The organism is Acidovorax sp. sic0104 (assembly GCF_019219095.1).
Classification (GTDB): Bacteria; Pseudomonadota; Gammaproteobacteria; order Burkholderiales; family Burkholderiaceae_C; genus Acidovorax.
In genome coordinates this window covers 855,249-872,698 of record NZ_JAHUWH010000001.1, presented here as the reverse complement: position 1 = coordinate 872,698, position 17,450 = coordinate 855,249, and the positions used below count along the sequence as shown (strand labels likewise).

The following is a 17,450-nucleotide window of genomic DNA, read 5'->3' as shown; positions in this document are numbered from 1 at the left end:
GCCATGACCATACGCTTTGACGGCATCGAGAAAACCTACAAGGTGTACACGCGTCCCCAGGACAGGCTGTGGGAATGGGTGACGCGCCGCCCGCGCCACCGGGTGCATGTGGCCTTGACCGGCGTGGACTTCGAGGTCCAGGCCGGCGAGACATTCGGCCTGATCGGCGAGAACGGTGCAGGCAAGAGCACCTTGCTGAAAATCGCTGCGGGCACGATACGGCCCACGCGCGGACATGTCACGAAAGCAGGGCGGGTGGCCGCGTTGCTGGAGCTGGGAGCGGGCTTTCACCCCGAAGAATCGGGCCACGACAACATCCGCTTCATGGCTGCACTCCATGGCCTGGAGGGGCCGGCGATGGAAGATTTCATCGTGCGGTCCACGGCATTCTCGGAGCTGTCGAGCGAGACGCTGGAGCGGCCTGTGAAGACCTATTCATCGGGCATGTTCATGCGGCTGGCGTTTGCGGCTGCGACGGCCATCGACCCCGACGTGCTCATCGTGGATGAAGCGCTGTCCGTCGGGGATCTGCATTTCCAGAAGAAGAGCCTGGACCGCATCCTGGGGCTGCGCGAGCGCGGTGCGACGGTGCTGTTCTGCTCCCACAACCTCTACCAGGTTCGCAGCCTGTGCCAGCGAGCCGCATGGATTCATGGCGGGCGCGTGGAGGCCATGGGCAAGACCGAAGATGTAGTGACCGCCTACGAAGCCCACGAGCGCCGCCGTTATGCCTATTTACGCGCCAGCGTATCCTCGGAACGGCCTGCGGACGGCGCCCCGCAGATGGCAAGCGCAGCGCCCGTGCCTGTGGACACGCCGCTGGTCAAGATCGTGCGCATCACCACCGAAACGGGCGACGGCATCAATCCGGCACAGGTGGATTCGTTCCAGGACCTGTCGGTGGAGATCGAGGTCGAGGCGTACACCGACGCACCGTTCCATGTGGCCTTCTTCATCGTGCGGCCGGACAAGGACAACGTCTTCGGAACGGGCACGCAGTTCCGCGAGCCCAAGGGCGGCCTGCGGGGCGTGGGCCTTCACCGCCTGCGGGTGAAGTTCCCGTCTTTGCCCCTGCTGTCGGGGGAGTACCTCTGGAGTGTCTACACCCTGGACGATACGGCCATCCAGATGCTGGACATGGCCGAGCTGGTACAGCCCTTCACGGTACTGAATTTGCGTAACACGGAATTCGGGCTGGTGGCCCTGGACCATGAATGGGTGGCGGTCGAATGAGCAACGACTGGCGGATGCAATATGGCTACCCTGGCCTGGCCAGATTGCCGGGAACCCTGCCCTGGAAGCTGGCGCCTCGCCTGGGGCGCGACCCGCGCGAAGCGCGCCGTTCCACGGAGGACTTCCTGCTCATGCGTTTCGAGCAGATGTTCCCGCAGTCCACGCCGGCGCAGCGCATGCAGTGGGCCTGTGCCCACATGGACATGCTGGCCCTGGAAATGATCGACGGCACGGCCCTGCCACGCCTTGGCGGCGCCAACGGGCCTTCCATCGAACTTGAGGGGTGGGAGCATGTGCAGAGGCTGGTGGACCGGAAAAAAGGTTTCATCATTGTCCTGACCCACTTTGACCGGCTGATGACAAGCCTGGTGGCGTTCGCGCGCAAGGGCCTGAAGATGAATGCCCTGACGATGCCGGTGCTGGACAACCCCGATCTGGATCCGGTGCACCGCCGGTTCCTGACCCGCAAGGTCAACAACCTCGTGGGCGTGATGCAGGGGCAGTACCGCAGCACCAGCGAGAGTCTGCGTCCCGTGCACGAAGGGCTGGCCGCCGGCGAGGTCTGGATCATTCTGGCGGATGTCTGGCAGCCCACATTCGGCCGGTTGCGAAAACATCCTTTTTTGGGTGGGGAAATCAGCCTGCCCACCGGCATCGAGCGTCTGGCAAAGTCCACGGGTGTGCCCCTGGTGCATGCGATCAGCTACACGCAGGCGGTGGACCACCTGCGGGTGGACGTGGACCCTCTGCCGGAAGATCCCAAAGCCGCCGTGGATGCTGTCATCCAGCGGCTGGAGCGGGATGTTCGAGAGCGCCCCTGGGCCTGGTGGCAATGGGGGGTTCTGGACAACATGTGGCAGCGGACAAATGGGGAGGAACGGCTTTGACAGACATTGATAGATACAACTACGCCTTCGATCCCGATGGGGATGCGTGGGCTGCCCGCTTGCTGCGTCGCCTTCCTCCGCAAGGCGCCGTGCTCGAACTGGGCCCCGGCCCGGGCGCGATGACCAAGGTCATGGTGGACCGCGGCTACAGCGTGACCGTGGTGGAAAACGATCCGGGCGCCCTGCCAAGCCTGACCGGGATGGGCGTGGAGGTCATCAACGCCGACCTGGACGGCGACGGCTGGATCGCAGCGTTGCAGGGGCGCCGCTTCGATGCCATCCTGGCCTGCGACGTGCTGGAGCACCTGCGATCCCCGGACGCCGTGCTCAAGGCTCTTTCAGCGATGATGCAGCCTGCGGGCGCGTTGATCATTTCGATACCCAATGTGTCGTACGGCGGTGTGGTTGCGGGCCTGATCAATGGTGTCTTCGACTACACCGATATCGGGCTGCTGGATCGCACCCACCTGCGGTTCTTCACGCGCCGCAGCATGGAGCAGTCGCTGCTGGAGCTGGGCTGGTCGCCCCGCTACTGGGAGCCGTACCGGCACCCCATCGAGGCCAGCGAGTTCGCATCGTGCTGGAACGCCATCTCCGAAGCGCAGCGGCAAAGCCTTGCCTCGGGTTGCGTGGATTTTGATGTCTATGAGTGGATGGTGGTTGCCACGCCCTTGGTGGACGCATCCGCCTGGGCCGTGCGCGAGGCACGGGTTGCCAGCGAGAAAATGCGGGACGAGCTGCAGGCATTGACACTGGTGCACGCCAGCGAACATGCATCGCTGCTGGAGCACCAGAAAGCGTTTGCCGAAGCCAAGACCATCATCGAGAAGATGCAGGCAGACCTGCAGGCTGCCCAGCGTGAGGCAGAGGCCCTGCGCCAGGAGAAGCTCGCGGCGCAGGCCGAGGCAGCTGCGCGCCCTGCATCCAGGATGCGGCGCTGGTTGGGCTCCAAGGGCCAGGCCTGAGGGGGCGGATACTCCATGACGCAGGCCACGTTGCTGGGTGTGCCGGACTTCACCCGGTCCCACCCCGGTATTGACGAGATGGGTGTGGATTGCCGGGTGGACCCTACGGTGTCCGTGATGCGCTTCAGCCAGCGGGAGGGCGTGCTGCGGCTGGGTGACGGCGTGAGCCTTTATTCCTATACGCGGCTCGTTCTGGGTGATGTGGTTGCAGACGAATGCGTGGGCATGCGGATTGGCGCGCGCACCATCGTCAATGTGGGCGCGTACCTCTCGGGCGAGGGCGGGTTGGACATCGGTGAGGACGTCCTCATTGGTGCGCATGCCAAGATTCTGTCCGCAGGCCACGCCATCGACGAGGGCGCTGACGTGATCATTGCGCGCAACCGCATCACGCGCGCAAAGATCGTGGTGGAAGACGGCGCCTGGATCGGTGCCGGCGCGATCGTGCTGGAGGGCGTGACCATCGGCCGCGGGGCGGTGGTCGCTGCGGGGTCCGTGGTGCGCCAAGACGTGCCCGCAGGCATGGTGGCTGCGGGAGTTCCTGCCCGCCTGATCCGTGCCCGGCGGGGCGATGCCTGGGCCGGCGCGAGCCAGCCTCCGGTGGCCGGCCTGCGTCAGCGGTGGATGTCAAGACTCAAGGGTTTACTAGGGATGGGGCGTGTTTCCCAATGAATGCAAGCATCTGGCCAAGGCGCTCTGACGAGGTCGAGTCAAGGCACGGCATGGCGCACAGGCTGTGGGGTGTCGCGCTCCTGCTGCTCCTTCTGTGGGGAGGGGTGTCGGCCGCCCGCGCAGACCAGGTCTGGGAGTTTGTGGACAAGGACGGCGTGACCCATATCGGCAATGTGCCTCCTTCGTCGGCGCCGCGGGGGCTGGTGTGGCTCAGCCGGGTGCCAGCCGCCTCGTCGGCCAAGGGCAAGGAGCCTCGCGGCAGCTCCGCGTCGCAGTTTGCGGGATACGGCGATGTGAAGCAACACCTGGAGGCCGCAGCCGAGGCGCAGTCGCTGGACCCCGCGCTCGTGATCGCGGTCGCGGCTGCGGAGTCCGCGTTCAACGTCAAGGCCGTGTCGCGCAAGGGCGCGCTCGGCCTGATGCAGGTCATGCCCGCCACCGCCGAGCGGTACGGGGTGGCGTCGCGTCCGGCCCACGAGGGCGAGCATGCAGCCATGGAGCCCAAGGTCAACGCGCAGATCGGTACCCGCTATCTCGCAGATCTGCTGCGCATGTTCGATGGTGACAAGGAACTCGCGCTGGCGGCGTACAACGCAGGCGAGGGCGCTGTCATCAAGCACGGCCGAAAGATACCGCCCTATCCGGAAACGCAGCAGTACGTGGAAAAGGTCATGCGTTTCTACCGCGGGCTGGTCCGCTGACCCCCCGCTCCACAAGGCCAGGCGTCCTCTCGATGGTGTATTGCGAGTCGAATCGGCCCTGCGCAACCCGGGCTTGTCGTCCTGGGCGCACGGCATCTGCCGGCCAGTCGCCGCAAAAGGCATCATTTCACCTGGGAGGGTGGCTGTCGCTGCGGAAGGACGCCCGCTCTAGCGCTTTATTACAGGCGTGTGTACCGAGTGCAGTTACCATCGGCCGCTCATGATCTGGTTGTCTGTGGTCGCATTCATCGTCGCAGCATTGGCTGCTGGCTACATCGTACGGTGGATGCGCAGCCATGCCGCGGTCTATGGCAACGGCATGCCTCAGCGCTTTCACCTGGGTGACGTACCCCGGCTGGGCGGCGCGGCCTTGCTTGTCGGCATTGGGTGCGGATGGGGCCTGGGAATGCTGCAGTCCCTGAAATGGGGAGATCCCGGCTCCTTGCGCCTGGGGATCTGGGTGGGTGGCTGGCTGGTGGTGCTGCTGCCGGCGGCGCTGGGCGGCATTGCCGAAGACATGACCCAGCGGCTCTCGGTACGCTACCGCCTGATACTCACAGGAGCCTCTGGCGTCCTTGCGGTGATGCTGCTGGACCTGACACTGCCGCGCATGGGCTGGCCCTGGCTGGATGCCGCACTGGCGGCGGCCCCGTGGATCGGTGTCGCCATCGTGGTACTGGCGGTGGCGGGCCTGCCGCATGCCTTCAACATCATCGACGGGTACAACGGTCTGGCCGGCATGGTGGCCCTGATCGTCTGTCTCGCGCTGGCCCATGTGGCGCTGCAGGTTGGCGACCGTGCCCTGGCGGCGCTTCTGGTGTCCACGGCCGCCGCCACCGGGGGCTTTCTGGTCTGGAACTACCCCCGCGGGATGCTCTTTGCCGGAGATGGTGGGGCGTATGTGTGGGGTGTGGTGATCGCCCTGGCCAGCATTTCGCTGGTGCAGCGCAACGCCGATGTCTCGCCGTGGTTTCCCATGCTGCTGCTGATCTACCCCGTGTGGGAGACCATCTTCTCCATCTACCGCAAAGCGGTGCGTGGCGTATCTCCCGGCGTGGCGGACGCACTGCATTTCCACCAGCTGATCTATCGCCGCATCGTGCGCGGCGTGTTCCATGACGATGAATCGCGCCGGGTGCTGATGCGCAACAACCGCACTTCGCCCTATCTGTGGGGCTTCACGCTGCTGACCGTGGTGCCTGCCGTCCTGTTCTGGAACAACACGCCGCTGCTCATGGCGTTCTGCGGCCTGTTCGTCATCAGCTACGTGATGGCCTACCTCGCCATCGTGCGATTCAAGGTCCCGCACTGGCTGCGGCACTGATCGGCCCTCAAAAAGCCCACGCGGCGCCCTGGTTGGCTGCTCATGACCCGAATGCGGCACAATTTGCGCTTCACAGTTTTCTTCTTCCGGGTGGCACGCCTCCATGACCGACCTTCTTTCGATTGCACCGCGCGACAAGGCTGAAATTCTGGCCCAGGCGCTGCCCTACATCCGCAAGTTCCATGGCAAGACCATGGTCATCAAATACGGCGGCAACGCCATGACCGACCCTGCCCTGCAGGCCGACTTCGCCGAAGACGTGGTGCTGCTCAAGCTCGTGGGCATGAACCCCGTGGTCGTGCACGGCGGCGGTCCGCAGATCGAGACGGCCCTAAACCGCCTGGGCAAGAAGGGCGAGTTCATCCAGGGCATGCGCGTGACCGACGCCGAAACCATGGAAGTGGTCGAATGGGTGCTGGCCGGCGAAGTGCAGCAGGACATCGTAGGCCTGATCAACCAGGCCGGCGGCAAGGCCGTGGGCCTGACCGGGCGCGACGGCGGCATGATCCGTGCGCAAAAGCTCAAGATGGTGGACAACAAGAACCCCGCCATCGAGCACGACGTCGGCCAGGTAGGGGACATCGTCTCCATCGACCCGAGTGTGGTGAAGGCGCTGCAGGACGACGCCTTCATCCCCGTCATCAGCCCCATCGGCTTCGGCGAGAACAACGAGAGCTACAACATCAACGCCGACGTGGTGGCCAGCAAGCTCGCCACTGTGCTGCAGGCTGAAAAACTCATGCTCCTGACCAACACCCCCGGCGTGTTGGACAAGCAGGGCAACCTGCTCACGGACCTGACCGCGCGCGAGATCGACGCGCTGTTCGCGGACGGCACCATCTCGGGCGGCATGCTGCCCAAGATCGCCGGTGCGCTCGATGCCGCCAAGGCTGGCGTGCACGCCGTGCACATCATCGACGGCCGGGTGCCGCATGCCATGCTGCTGGAGATCCTGACGGATCAGGCCTACGGCACCATGATCCGCTCCCACTGAGGCCACAATGATGCGGGGCGGGGGCCGTCTTTCGGTGGACCACCAGGGGGAGCAAGCGTGAGACTTCTGCTTGTCGAAGATGACGTCATGGTGGCCAGCGGCATCAAGCTGGGCCTTACCGACGCGGGCTACGCGGTGGACTGGGTGGGCAGCGGCGAGCGCGCCGAAGAAGTGCTGCGCACCGAATCGTTCGATGCGGCCATCATCGACATCGGCCTGCCCGCCATGGACGGCCTCGAACTCACCCGCCGCCTGCGCCGCCCCGACATGGCCAGTCCGTCCATGCCGGTCCTGATCCTCACCGCGCGGGACGCGCTGCACGACCGCGTGCAGGGCCTGGACCTGGGGGCGGACGACTACATGGTCAAGCCCTTCGAATTGCCCGAGCTGCTGGCCCGGCTGCGCGCCCTGCTGCGCCGCTCGCAGGCTGCCACCACGGCGGTGCTCAGCTTCGGCCCGCTGGAGCTCGATACCGCAGGCCGCCGTGCCACGGTGCGCGCAGGCGAGGGCGAGCAGGTCATCGAGCTCGGCCCGCGTGAGTGGACGGTGCTCGAATACCTGCTCATCAACGCCCCCAAGCCCGCCAGCAAGGACAAACTGCTGCAGGCGCTCACCGGCTGGGACAAGGAGATCACGCCCAACGCGGTCGAGGTCTATGTCTCCCGGCTTCGCGGCAAGCTCGAGCCCCACGGGGTGGCGCTGCGCTCGATCCGCGGGTTCGGCTACCGGCTTGAACTCCAGGCGGCCTGACCCGGCACCGCGTCTTCGATCCATTTCCCCCGCAGCCCTGCCTGCCTCTCTTTTCTTCTATCCGTCTGCCTGACCGCCATGACGCAAACCCGGCCCACCCCCTCTCAGCGGCCCGGTCTGCGCGCGATGACCTCCGACCTGCGCAACCGGCTGCTGGTGCTGCTCGTGCTGCCACTGTGCGTGCTGGCGATGGTCGGGGTGTGGCTGGACTACCGCTCGGCCGACGAGGCCGCCAACCGGCACGACCAGCGCCTGCTGCGCCTGCTGCCCGCGCTGTCCGACTCGGTGCTGGCCCCGGCCATCCGCGACAACGAGCCTCCCCTCTTGCTGCTGGCCCCGCCCGTGGAGGACTTCCTGCGCCAGAACGCCGGCTTCTCGGGCTACAGCGTGCGCGACCCGTCGGGCAAGCTGCTGCTGGGCGACGACTGGGTGCACAGCGCCGTGCCCACCACGCAGGCGCCGGAGTTCCACAGCGTGGAGTTCGGCGGTGTGACCTACCGCGTGGCCGTGCAGCGCGGGCGCACCGGGGCCGGCGAGCTGGTGGTGGCCCTGGCCGATGGCTCCGACCCGCGCCAGCAATGGGCGCAGCAACTGTTGCTGCGCGTGCTGCTGCCCAACCTCGTGCTGGTGGCGGCGGCGGCGCTGGCCATCCACTGGGCCGTGGGGCGGGCCTTCAAACCGCTGGTGGACCTGGCCGAAGCGGTGGAAGACCGGTCCCCCCGTGACCTGAGCTCCATCGACGAAGCCTCGTCCCCGGCCGAGGTGCGACCGCTCGTGCACTCGCTCAACCGGCTGTTCGCCCTCGTCAATGCGCAGGCGGAAGGGCAGCGCCGCTTCGTGGCCGACGCTGCACACCAGCTGCGCACACCGCTGGCCGGCCTGCAGGCCCAGGTGGAAGCCTGGGCCATGATGGCCAAGGCGGCGGCACCGCCCCGGGTGTCTTTGCCAGATTTTTATGGAAAACAGGCGCTAGCCCCCGATGGTCGGGCGCAAGGTGCTATTGTTTTAGGAGTTGATCAGATCGAGAAGCTGCGCAATGCCACGCGCCGTACCTCGCAGCTGGCGCACCAGCTACTCGCCCTGTCGCGCGCGGACGCGCGCAGCCTGGATGCGCAGCAGACACAGCGGGTGGATTTGAAGGACCTGTGCGAGACGCTGCTCGAAACCTTTCTCGACCCTGCCACCGGCAAGGGACTGGACCTGGGCCAGGAGGTGCAGCCTGTGCACGTCACGGGCCACGGCTGGCTGCTGCGCGAGCTGCTCTCCAACCTGGTGGACAACGCCATCAAGTACACGCCCGCAGGCGGCATCGTCACCATCCGCTGCGGCATGCGCCAGGGGCGCACGGGGCCGCCACGCGTGTTCCTGGAGGTCGAAGACGACGGCCCCGGCGTACCGGAGGCGGAGCGAGCGCGCGTGATGCAGCGCTTCTACCGCGTGCCAGGCACAGTGGGGGAGGGCACGGGCCTGGGGCTGGCCATTGCGGACGAAATCGCTCGTGTGCACCGGGCCTCCCTCACGCTAGGCACGGGCGCGCAAGGCCACGGGCTGATCGTCACGGTGGTGTTTCCGCCGTAGCGACAAGCGCTGCGGCCGGGGCAAAGCCCTGTGCGAGAATCATTTACATACAAGATTGACTTGTGCAAACATGGGCAACGGCCTTGGTCGTTGGCCACAGAGGGCGGCATCACTGCCCGACCGATGCGCAAGCCGTGTTGATCCTTGCCCTGCTGTAAAGCCGCAGATGCCGATGGCGTGTGCGGATGGACGGCCGGGCCCTACCTGAGCGCCTGTCCTGCATGTCTGAACTTTCGCCCCTGCCCGAGCCAGTCTCCACCGACGACGCGGAGGGCGCCCCCGCTGCGCGCAAGCGGCCCAAGCCGGGCGAGCGGCGCGTGCAGATCCTGCAGGCCCTGGCCGCCATGCTGGAGCAGCCGGGCGCGGAGCGCATCACCACCGCCGCTCTGGCAGCCCGCCTGTCGGTGAGCGAGGCGGCGCTGTACCGCCACTTCGCCAGCAAGGCCCAGATGTTCGAGGGGCTCATCGACTTCATCGAGCAGACCGTTTTCACCCTGGTGGCGCAGATCATGGGGCGCGACGTGCCCGACCCAGACCAGCCTGCGGAGGTCGGCGCACGCCAGGCTGCGCGCATCGTGGGCCTGCTGCTGCAGTTCGGCGAGCGCAATCCCGGCATGGTGCGGGTGATGGTGGGCGACGCCCTGGTGTTCGAGCACGAACGCCTGCAGCAGCGCATGAACCAGTTCTTCGACCGCATCGAATCCACCTTGCGCCAGTGCCTGCGGCCCGCCACGGCCGCGTCGGCCACGCCCACGGTGGATGCGCAGGTGGCGGCCAGCGTGCTCACCGCCTTTGCGGTGGGGCGCCTGCAGCGCTATGCCCGCTCGGGTTTCAAGCGGCTGCCGTCCGAACACCTCGAGGCCAGCCTCGCGCTGATGCTGTAGCAGTCTCCCGTCACGCGGGCTGCGGCAGCAGCCCCCGAGGGCGAGGCGGCCCCGCCCGGGGGTGGCGCCATCGCAACGCCTGTTTGGACGCCCCTCCCTATTTTTTTCAGGGGTTTTGGTGGTGCCCTGAAATTGCTGCAGAATAGAACGAACGTTCGTTTTTATTTGCCAGCATGCCAGCCACCTCTGAATCCAGCCAGGCCAGCCGCGCCCCACGCGCCCGCAGCAGCACCGGCCGTGCCCTGCAAAAGGGCCAGCAAACCAAGGCGGCCATCGTCGAGGCGGCGCTGGGCCTGGCCACGCACATCGGGCTGGAAGGCCTGTCCATCGGGGCGCTGGCTGACGTCACCGGCATGAGCAAGTCGGGCGTTTTCGCCCATTTTGGCTCGCGCGAAGAGTTGCAGATATCCGTCATCCGCGAGTACCACACCCGCTTCGAGCAGGAAGTCTTCTACCCCGCCATGTCCGCCGAGCGTGGCGTGGCGCGCCTGTCGGCCCTGTTCGACAACTGGATGAAGCGCACTTCCATCGAAATCGACTCGGGTTGCATCTACATCAGTGGCGCCGTTGAATTCGACGACCGCACTGGCCCCGTGCGCGACGCGCTGGCCAGCTCGGTGCTGACCTGGCACGCCGCCATGCGCCGTGCCATCGAGCAGTGCAAGGGCCTGGGCGAATTGCGAGTGGACACCGATGCCGAGCAGATGCTTTTCGAGATCCACGGCCTCATCCTCGCGCTGCACTACGAGGCGCGATTCCTGCAGACACCAGGCTCCATGGGCCGGGCCGTGCAGGGCTTTCAGAACATCCTGGCGCGCTACAGCAGCGCACAAACCAGTCCCCCGGCCGCCGCGCCCGCAGCCACCCCTGCCGTCGCCAAGCGCCGCAAAGTTTCCAACCAAACCACCACCTCCAAGGAGTAAACCCCATGCCTACCTACACGCCGCCCCTGCGCGACATGCAATTCGTCATGCACGAAGTGCTCAAGGTCAGCGATGAATTCAAGGCGATGCCGCCCCACGCCGAGGTGGATGTGGACACCATCAATGCCGTGCTCGAAGAAGCCGGCAAGTTCGCTGCCGAAGTGACCTTCCCCCTGAACATCAGCGGCGACACCGAAGGCTGCGTGCTCGACAAGGCCACGCACGAGGTCAAGCCACCATCGGGCTTCAAGGACGCCTACGCCAAGTACGTCGAAGGCGGCTGGGCGGCACTGTCGTGCGACCCCGCCTACGGCGGCCAGGGCCTGCCTTTCGTGCTGAACCAGTGCCTGTACGAAATGATGAACTCGGCCAATCAGGCCTGGACCATGTACCCCGGCCTGTCGCACGGCGCGTACGAAGCCCTGCACGCCCACGGCACCGAAGAGCAAAAGAAGATCTACCTGCCCAAGCTCACCAGCGGCGAGTGGACCGGCACCATGTGCCTGACCGAACCCCATTGCGGCACGGACCTGGGCCTCTTGCGCACCAAGGCCGAACCGCAGGTCGACGGCACCTACAGGATCACCGGCAACAAGATCTTCATCAGCGCCGGCGAGCACGACATGACCGCCAACATCGTGCACCTGGTGCTGGCCCGCCTGCCCGATGCGCCCAAGGGCAGCAAGGGCATCAGCCTGTTCGTCGTGCCCAAGTTCAACGTGAAGGCCGACGGCTCGCTGGGCGAGCGCAATCCCATCTACTGCACGGGCCTGGAGCACAAGATGGGCATCCACGGCAACGCCACGGCGCAGATCGCCATCGACGGCGCCATCGGCACCATGGTGGGCCAGCCCAACAAGGGCCTGGCCGCCATGTTCGTGATGATGAACGCCGCCCGCCTGGGCGTGGGCAACCAGTCGCTGGGCCTGACCGAAGTGGCCTACCAGAACGCGCTGGCCTACGCCAAGGACCGCATCCAGATGCGCAGCCTCTCGGGCGTGAAGGCCAAGGACAAGGACGCCGACCCCATCATCGTGCACCCTGACGTGCGCAAGATGCTGCTCACCGCCAAGGCGTACGCCGAAGGCGGCCGCGCGCTGCAGATCTTCTGCACGCTGCTGCTGGACAAGGTGCACAGCCACCCCGACGAAAAGGTGCGTGCCGAATCCGAAGAGATGGTGGCCTTGCTCACCCCCATCGTGAAGGCCTTCATCACCGACAACGGCCACATTGCCACCAACGCCTGCATGCAGGTCTTCGGCGGCCACGGCTTCATCAAGGAATGGGGCATGGAGCAGTACGTGCGCGACAACCGCATCAACATGATCTACGAGGGCACGAACACCGTGCAGTCGCTGGACCTGCTGGGCCGCAAGATCCTGGGCAACAACGGTGCCACGCTCAAGAAGCTGGGCAAGCTGATCGGCAAGCTGGTGGAAGAAGAAGGCGTGAACGAGAAGATGGCCGAGTTCATCAACCCGATCGCGATGCTGGGCGACCAGATGACCAAGTTCACCACCGAGATCGGCTTCAAGGGCATGCAGAACCCCGACGAAGTGGGCGCTGCCGCCGTGGACTACCTGCGCGTCGCCGGCCACCTGGTGTTCGGCTACCTGTTCGCCCGCATGGCCCAGGTTGCGCTGCGTGAGATCGCTGCCGGCAACACCGACCCGTTCTACGGCGCCAAGCTGCAGACCGCGCGTTTCTACTTCGCCAAGCTGTTCCCCGAAACCGTCACGCTGATGCGCACGGCCCGTGCGGGCAGCAAGGTGCTGATGGACACGGATCTGGCCCTGGCCTGACCGGTGGATCTGCGGATTTCAAGCTTTTTTGGCACGGAGCGCTTATGTATAAAGCGGTAGTAGCTATTGTTTTTGTAGCGTCGGCGGTGCCCGCGTGGGCGCAGGCAACGCCCGAAGGCCTGTGGCGCAACATCGACGACAAGACCGGCGAGGCCAAGGCCGAAATCCGTATCCGCGACATTGGCGGCGGCGTGCTGAACGGAGCGCTGGAAAAGCGCCTGTCCAAGGATGCCAAGCCCGATGAGGTCTGCGACGAATGCTCGGACGACCGCAAGGGCAAGCCCATTCTGGGCCTGGAGATCATCCGCGGCGCCAAGAAGGCCGACGGAAAAGAGGTGTGGGAGGGCGGAAAGATTCTCGATCCCGAGAACGGCCGCAACTACACCCTGCGCATGACCCCCGTCGAGGGGGGCAAGAAGCTCGAAGTGCGCGGCTCGATCGGCCCGTTCGGCCGCACGCAAACCTGGATGCGCGTCCAGTAAGCGCCACTCCCTATCAACACTCCGTTCGCCCTGAGCTTGTCGAAGGGCTGGTTGCAAACTCCTCGCCATGGCTTCGACAAGCTCAGCCCGAACGGTTTTGAAATGACACAAACCATGTCCAGATTCCAAGTGAAGAAAGTCGCCGTGCTCGGCGCAGGCGTGATGGGCGCGCAGATCGCTGCCCACCTCGTCAACGTGAAGGTGCCCGTGGTGCTGTTCGACCTGCCTGCGAAGGAAGGTCCGAAGAACGGCATCGTCACCAAGGCCGTCGAAGGCCTCAAGAAGCTCAAGCCCTCGCCCCTGGGCGTGGCCGACGACGCGGCGCTGATCCAGCAGGCCAACTACGAAGAGCACATGCACCTGCTCAAGGAATGCGACCTCGTGATCGAGGCCATTGCCGAGCGCATGGACTGGAAGCTCGACCTGTACACCAAGATCGCGCCCCACGTGGCCAAGCACGCCATCCTGGCGTCCAACACCTCGGGCCTGTCGATCACCAAGCTGTCCGAAGTGCTGCCCGAGAGCATCAAGCCGCGTTTCTGCGGCATCCACTTCTTCAACCCTCCGCGCTACATGACGCTGGTGGAGCTGATCAACACCCCCACCACCCAGCCTGAAGTGCTCGACCAGCTCGAAGCCTTCGTCACCAGCGGCCTGGGCAAGGGCGTGGTGCGTGCGCACGACACGCCCAACTTCGTGGCCAACCGTGTCGGCATCGCCGGCATGCTGGCCACGATGAAGGAGGTCGAGAACTTCGGCCTGACGTTCGATGTGGTGGACGACCTCACGGGCAAGAAGCTCGGCCGCGCATCGAGCGGCACCTTCCGCACCGCCGACGTGGTGGGCCTGGACACCATGGCCCACGTCATCAAGACGCTGCAGGACAACCTGAGCATCGAGACGGACCCGTTCTACGAAAGCTTTGGCACGCCCGCCGTGCTGAAAAAGCTGCTGGAACTGGGCAACCTGGGTCAGAAGACCAAGGCAGGCTTCTTCAAGAAGGTCGGGCGCGATGTGATGCGCTTTGAGCTGGAAAGCGAAGAGTACGTGCCCGCCGGCCAGAAGGCCGACGAGGTGTACGCGCGCATGCTCAAGAAGCCCGCCGCCGAACGCCTCAAGCTGCTGCGCAACGCCGAAGGCGCGCCCGGCCAGTTCCTCTGGGCCATCCTGCGCAATAGCTTCCACTACGCCGCCGTGCACCTGGGCACCATCGCCGACAACGCCCGCGACGTGGACCAGGCCATGCGCTGGGGCTTCGGCATGAAGCAGGGCCCCTTCGAGCTGTGGCAGGAAGCCGGTTGGCTCGAAGTCGCGAAGATGATCCAGGAAGACATCGACGCCGGGAAGGCGCTGTGCAAGGCACCGCTGCCCGAGTGGGTCTTCAAGGGCCCGGTGGCCGAAGCCGGTGGCGTGCACACGGCACAAGGTTCTTGGAGTGCGTCGCAAGGCCAATTCGTGCCCCGCCGCCAACTGCCCGTGTACGAGCGCCAGATCTTCCCCGAGGCTCTGCTGGGCGAGACCAGCCTGCCCGACTGGCGCACCGCCGGCACCACCATTGCCGAGTCCAAGGCCCTGCGCACCTGGACGCTCGACGGCCAGGTATTGATTGCCAGCATCAAGAACAAGATGCACGCCATCAGCCCCGAAGTGATGGAAGCGCTGATGGAAGCGCTGGAACTGGCCGAGTCCGAGTACCAGGGCATGGTGATCTGGTCTGGCGACGCGCCTTTCAGCGTGGGCGCCGACCTGGAAGCCACCATGCCCGCCTTCATGGTTGGCGGCGCCGATGCGGTGGAAAGCATCGAGCAGGAGCTGCAGAACCTGATGATGCGCATCCGCTACGCCCAGGTGCCCGTGGTGGCTGCCATCCACGGCATGGCGCTGGGCGGTGGCTGCGAGCTGGCCGTGTACTCCGCCAAGCGCGTGGCGCACATGGAAAGCTACATCGGCCTGGTCGAAGTGGGCGTGGGCCTGGTGCCCGGCGCGGGCGGCCTGACCTACATCGCGCGCCGCGCCGCCGAGAACATGGCGGCATCCACGGGCAAGGACATACTGCCCTTCCTCACCGAAGGCTTCACCGCCGCCGCCATGGCCAAGGTGGGCACCAGCGCGCTCGAATCGCGCAAGCTGGGCTACCTGCTGGAGTCCGACGTCATTGTTCCGCACAAGGACGAGTTGCTGTTCGTGGCCATCAACGAAGCCAAGTCCATGGCCGCCAGCGGCTGGCGTGCGCCGCACAAGCGCCTGTTCCCCGTGGCGGGCCGCAGCGGTCTGGCCACCATCAAGGCGCAGCTGGTGAACATGCGCGACGGCGGCTTCATCAGCGCCTATGACTTCAAGATCGCAGCGATGATCGCCGAGGTGGTCTGTGGCGGCGATGTGGATGCGGGTGCGATGGTGAGCGAGGAATACCTGCTCACGCTGGAGCGCAAGGTGTTCTGCCACCTGATCGCCCAGCCCAAGACGCATGAACGCATCCTGGGCATGCTCTCGACAGGCAAGCCAGTCCGCAACTGACCGCCATCACCATGACGGACCACGCCCCCAACAAACTCCAGCGCTCGCTGATGCGCCTGGACGAGGCACCCGCCTTCATGCGCGGCTTCGTGCAGAACATCATCCTGCGCCGGGCCGTGCCCTTCACCGGCACGGCCGGGGTGAAGTTCGTGTCGCTCACGCCCGAGCGTGTGGAAGTGCGCCTGCCCAATGAGCACCGCGTGCACAACCACATCGGCGGCGTGCACGCCTCGGCCATGAACCTGCTGGCCGAAACGGCCACCGGCATGGTGGTCGGCATGAACGTGCGCGACGACTGCATCCCGCTGGCCAAGGAGCTGTCCATGGCGTTCAAAAAGCGCGCCACCGGCGGCTTGAAGGCCGTGGCCACGCTGACCGCCGAGCAGCGTGCCGCCATGCAGGCCAGCGACAAGGGCGAGGTGCAGGTGCAAGTCACCGTGACCGACGAAGCCGGCGTGGAGCCGGTCGAATGTGTATTTACGTGGGCCTGGATTCCTTCCAGCCGCCCCGCCAAGCATTGAAGGAGTTTCAACACCATGGCTCAAAAACAAGTCCAGGACGCCTACATCGTCGCTGCCACGCGCACGCCCATCGGGCGCTCGGGCCGCGGCTATTTCAAGAACACCCGTCCCGACGACCTGTTGGTCGCCGCCATCAAGAGCGCCATGCTGCAGGTCCCCACGCTGGACCCCAAGGCGATTGAAGACGCCATCATCGGCTGCTCCTTCCCCGAAGGCGAGCAGGGCATGAACATGGCCCGCATCGCCGTGGGCCTGGCGTTCGACCACCCCGTGGGCGGCGTGACCGTGAACCGCTTCTGCGCCTCGGGCATCACCGCGCTGCAGATGGCCGCCGACCGCATCCGTGTGGGCGAGGCCGACGTGCTGATCGCCGGCGGCGCCGAGTCCATGAGCCTCGTGCCCATGGGCGGCAACAAGCCGTCGTTCAACGCCGAGATCTTTGCGAAGGACGAGAACGTGGGCATTGCCTACGGCATGGGCCTCACGGCGGAGAAGGTGGCCCAGCAGTGGAAGGTCAGCCGCGAGGCACAGGACGCGTTCGCCCTCGAATCCCACCTGCGCGCCATCAAGGCGCAAAAGGCCGGTGAGTTCACCGACGAAATCACGCCCTTCGAGGTCGTGGAACGCACGCCCAACCTTGCCACCGGCGAAGTGGTGGAAAAGCGCCGCACCGTGAGCCTGGATGAAGGTCCGCGCCCCGATACGTCCCTCGAAGGCCTGGCCAAGCTCAAGCCCGTGTTTGCGGCGCGCGGCAGCGTCACGGCGGGCAACAGCTCGCAAACCAGCGACGGCGCCGGTGCCCTCATAGTGGCCAGCGAAAAGGCGGTCAAGCAGTTCGGTCTTACGCCCCTGGCCCGCTTCGTGAGCTACGCAGCCCGCGGCGTGCCGCCCGAGATCATGGGCATCGGCCCCATCGAGGCGATCCCTGCGGCCCTGCGATATGCAGGCCTGAAGCACGAAGACATCGGCTGGTTCGAGCTGAACGAAGCCTTTGCCGCGCAGTCGCTTGCCGTGATCAATACGCTGGGGCTGGACCCGAGCCGGGTGAACCCGATGGGCGGCGCGATCGCACTGGGACACCCGCTGGGCGCCACGGGTGCGATCCGGGCGGCGACGGTGGTGCATGCGCTGCGCCGGCACAAGCTGAAGTACGGCATGGTCACCATGTGCGTAGGGACAGGACAAGGCGCCGCCGGCATCATCGAGGCGTTGTAGTG

Annotated in this window: 16 protein-coding genes; all 16 read left to right on the top strand. The window is 65.8% G+C overall.

All coding sequences use genetic code 11. The annotated features are described in order from the left end of the window. The first annotated feature begins 3 nt into the window (after positions 1-3). The 16 genes from KW835_RS03970 (at position 4) to KW835_RS03895 (ending at position 17,448) form a co-directional block, all read left to right on the top strand. Positions 4-1,233, top strand: a complete 1,230-nt coding sequence (locus KW835_RS03970; protein ID WP_218380956.1) for an ABC transporter ATP-binding protein — start codon at positions 4-6, stop codon at positions 1,231-1,233. Then, positions 1,230-2,120 (top strand): lysophospholipid acyltransferase family protein, encoded by an 891-nt coding sequence (locus KW835_RS03965; protein ID WP_218380955.1) that lies wholly within the window; start codon positions 1,230-1,232, stop codon positions 2,118-2,120. Before KW835_RS03970 ends, KW835_RS03965 begins: the two co-directional genes overlap by 4 nt. Then, positions 2,117-3,085, top strand: a complete 969-nt coding sequence (locus KW835_RS03960; protein ID WP_218380954.1) for a methyltransferase domain-containing protein — start codon at positions 2,117-2,119, stop codon at positions 3,083-3,085. The genes KW835_RS03965 and KW835_RS03960 overlap by 4 nt, the downstream gene beginning before the upstream one ends. A gap of 15 nt (positions 3,086-3,100) precedes the next feature. Next, positions 3,101-3,757, top strand: a complete 657-nt coding sequence (locus KW835_RS03955) for a DapH/DapD/GlmU-related protein (protein ID WP_304505159.1) — start codon at positions 3,101-3,103, stop codon at positions 3,755-3,757. Between the two features lie 50 nt (positions 3,758-3,807). Beyond that, the gene (locus KW835_RS03950; RefSeq protein WP_255593221.1) at positions 3,808-4,458 is read left to right on the top strand and encodes a lytic transglycosylase domain-containing protein; all 651 of its coding nucleotides are present in this window, start codon (positions 3,808-3,810) and stop codon (positions 4,456-4,458) included. A gap of 220 nt (positions 4,459-4,678) precedes the next feature. Further along, entirely contained in the window at positions 4,679-5,782 is a 1,104-nt protein-coding gene (locus tag KW835_RS03945) for a glycosyltransferase family 4 protein (protein WP_218380952.1), read from the top strand. 103 nt (positions 5,783-5,885) lie between these two features. Further along, on the top strand, positions 5,886-6,776 hold the full coding sequence (argB, locus tag KW835_RS03940) for an acetylglutamate kinase (RefSeq protein WP_056164040.1): 891 nt from the start codon (positions 5,886-5,888) through the stop codon (positions 6,774-6,776). 57 nt (positions 6,777-6,833) lie between these two features. Continuing rightward, the gene (locus KW835_RS03935; protein ID WP_218380951.1) at positions 6,834-7,526 is read left to right on the top strand and encodes a response regulator transcription factor; all 693 of its coding nucleotides are present in this window, start codon (positions 6,834-6,836) and stop codon (positions 7,524-7,526) included. A gap of 126 nt (positions 7,527-7,652) precedes the next feature. Further along, the gene (locus KW835_RS03930) at positions 7,653-9,104 is read left to right on the top strand and encodes a sensor histidine kinase (RefSeq protein ID WP_218381055.1); all 1,452 of its coding nucleotides are present in this window, start codon (positions 7,653-7,655) and stop codon (positions 9,102-9,104) included. Positions 9,105-9,325: 221 nt separating this feature from the next. Continuing rightward, on the top strand, positions 9,326-9,988 hold the full coding sequence (gene slmA, locus KW835_RS03925) for a nucleoid occlusion factor SlmA (protein WP_218380950.1): 663 nt from the start codon (positions 9,326-9,328) through the stop codon (positions 9,986-9,988). A 173-nt stretch (positions 9,989-10,161) separates the two neighbouring features. Then, on the top strand, positions 10,162-10,911 hold the full coding sequence (locus tag KW835_RS03920) for a TetR/AcrR family transcriptional regulator (RefSeq protein WP_218380949.1): 750 nt from the start codon (positions 10,162-10,164) through the stop codon (positions 10,909-10,911). A gap of 5 nt (positions 10,912-10,916) precedes the next feature. Continuing rightward, positions 10,917-12,713, top strand: coding sequence for an acyl-CoA dehydrogenase C-terminal domain-containing protein (locus KW835_RS03915; RefSeq protein WP_218380948.1), 1,797 nt, complete (start codon positions 10,917-10,919; stop codon positions 12,711-12,713). Positions 12,714-12,757: 44 nt separating this feature from the next. Continuing rightward, entirely contained in the window at positions 12,758-13,195 is a 438-nt protein-coding gene (locus tag KW835_RS03910; protein ID WP_218380947.1) for a DUF2147 domain-containing protein, read from the top strand. 114 nt (positions 13,196-13,309) lie between these two features. Continuing rightward, positions 13,310-15,712 carry a 3-hydroxyacyl-CoA dehydrogenase/enoyl-CoA hydratase family protein gene (locus KW835_RS03905; RefSeq protein ID WP_218380946.1) on the top strand — a complete coding sequence of 801 codons (2,403 nt, stop codon included), beginning with the start codon at positions 13,310-13,312 and terminating at the stop codon, positions 15,710-15,712. Between the two features lie 11 nt (positions 15,713-15,723). Further along, positions 15,724-16,233, top strand: coding sequence for a DUF4442 domain-containing protein (locus tag KW835_RS03900; protein ID WP_218380945.1), 510 nt, complete (start codon positions 15,724-15,726; stop codon positions 16,231-16,233). Positions 16,234-16,248: 15 nt separating this feature from the next. Further along, positions 16,249-17,448 (top strand): acetyl-CoA C-acyltransferase, encoded by a 1,200-nt coding sequence (locus tag KW835_RS03895; protein ID WP_218380944.1) that lies wholly within the window; start codon positions 16,249-16,251, stop codon positions 17,446-17,448. Positions 17,449-17,450: the final 2 nt, after the last annotated feature.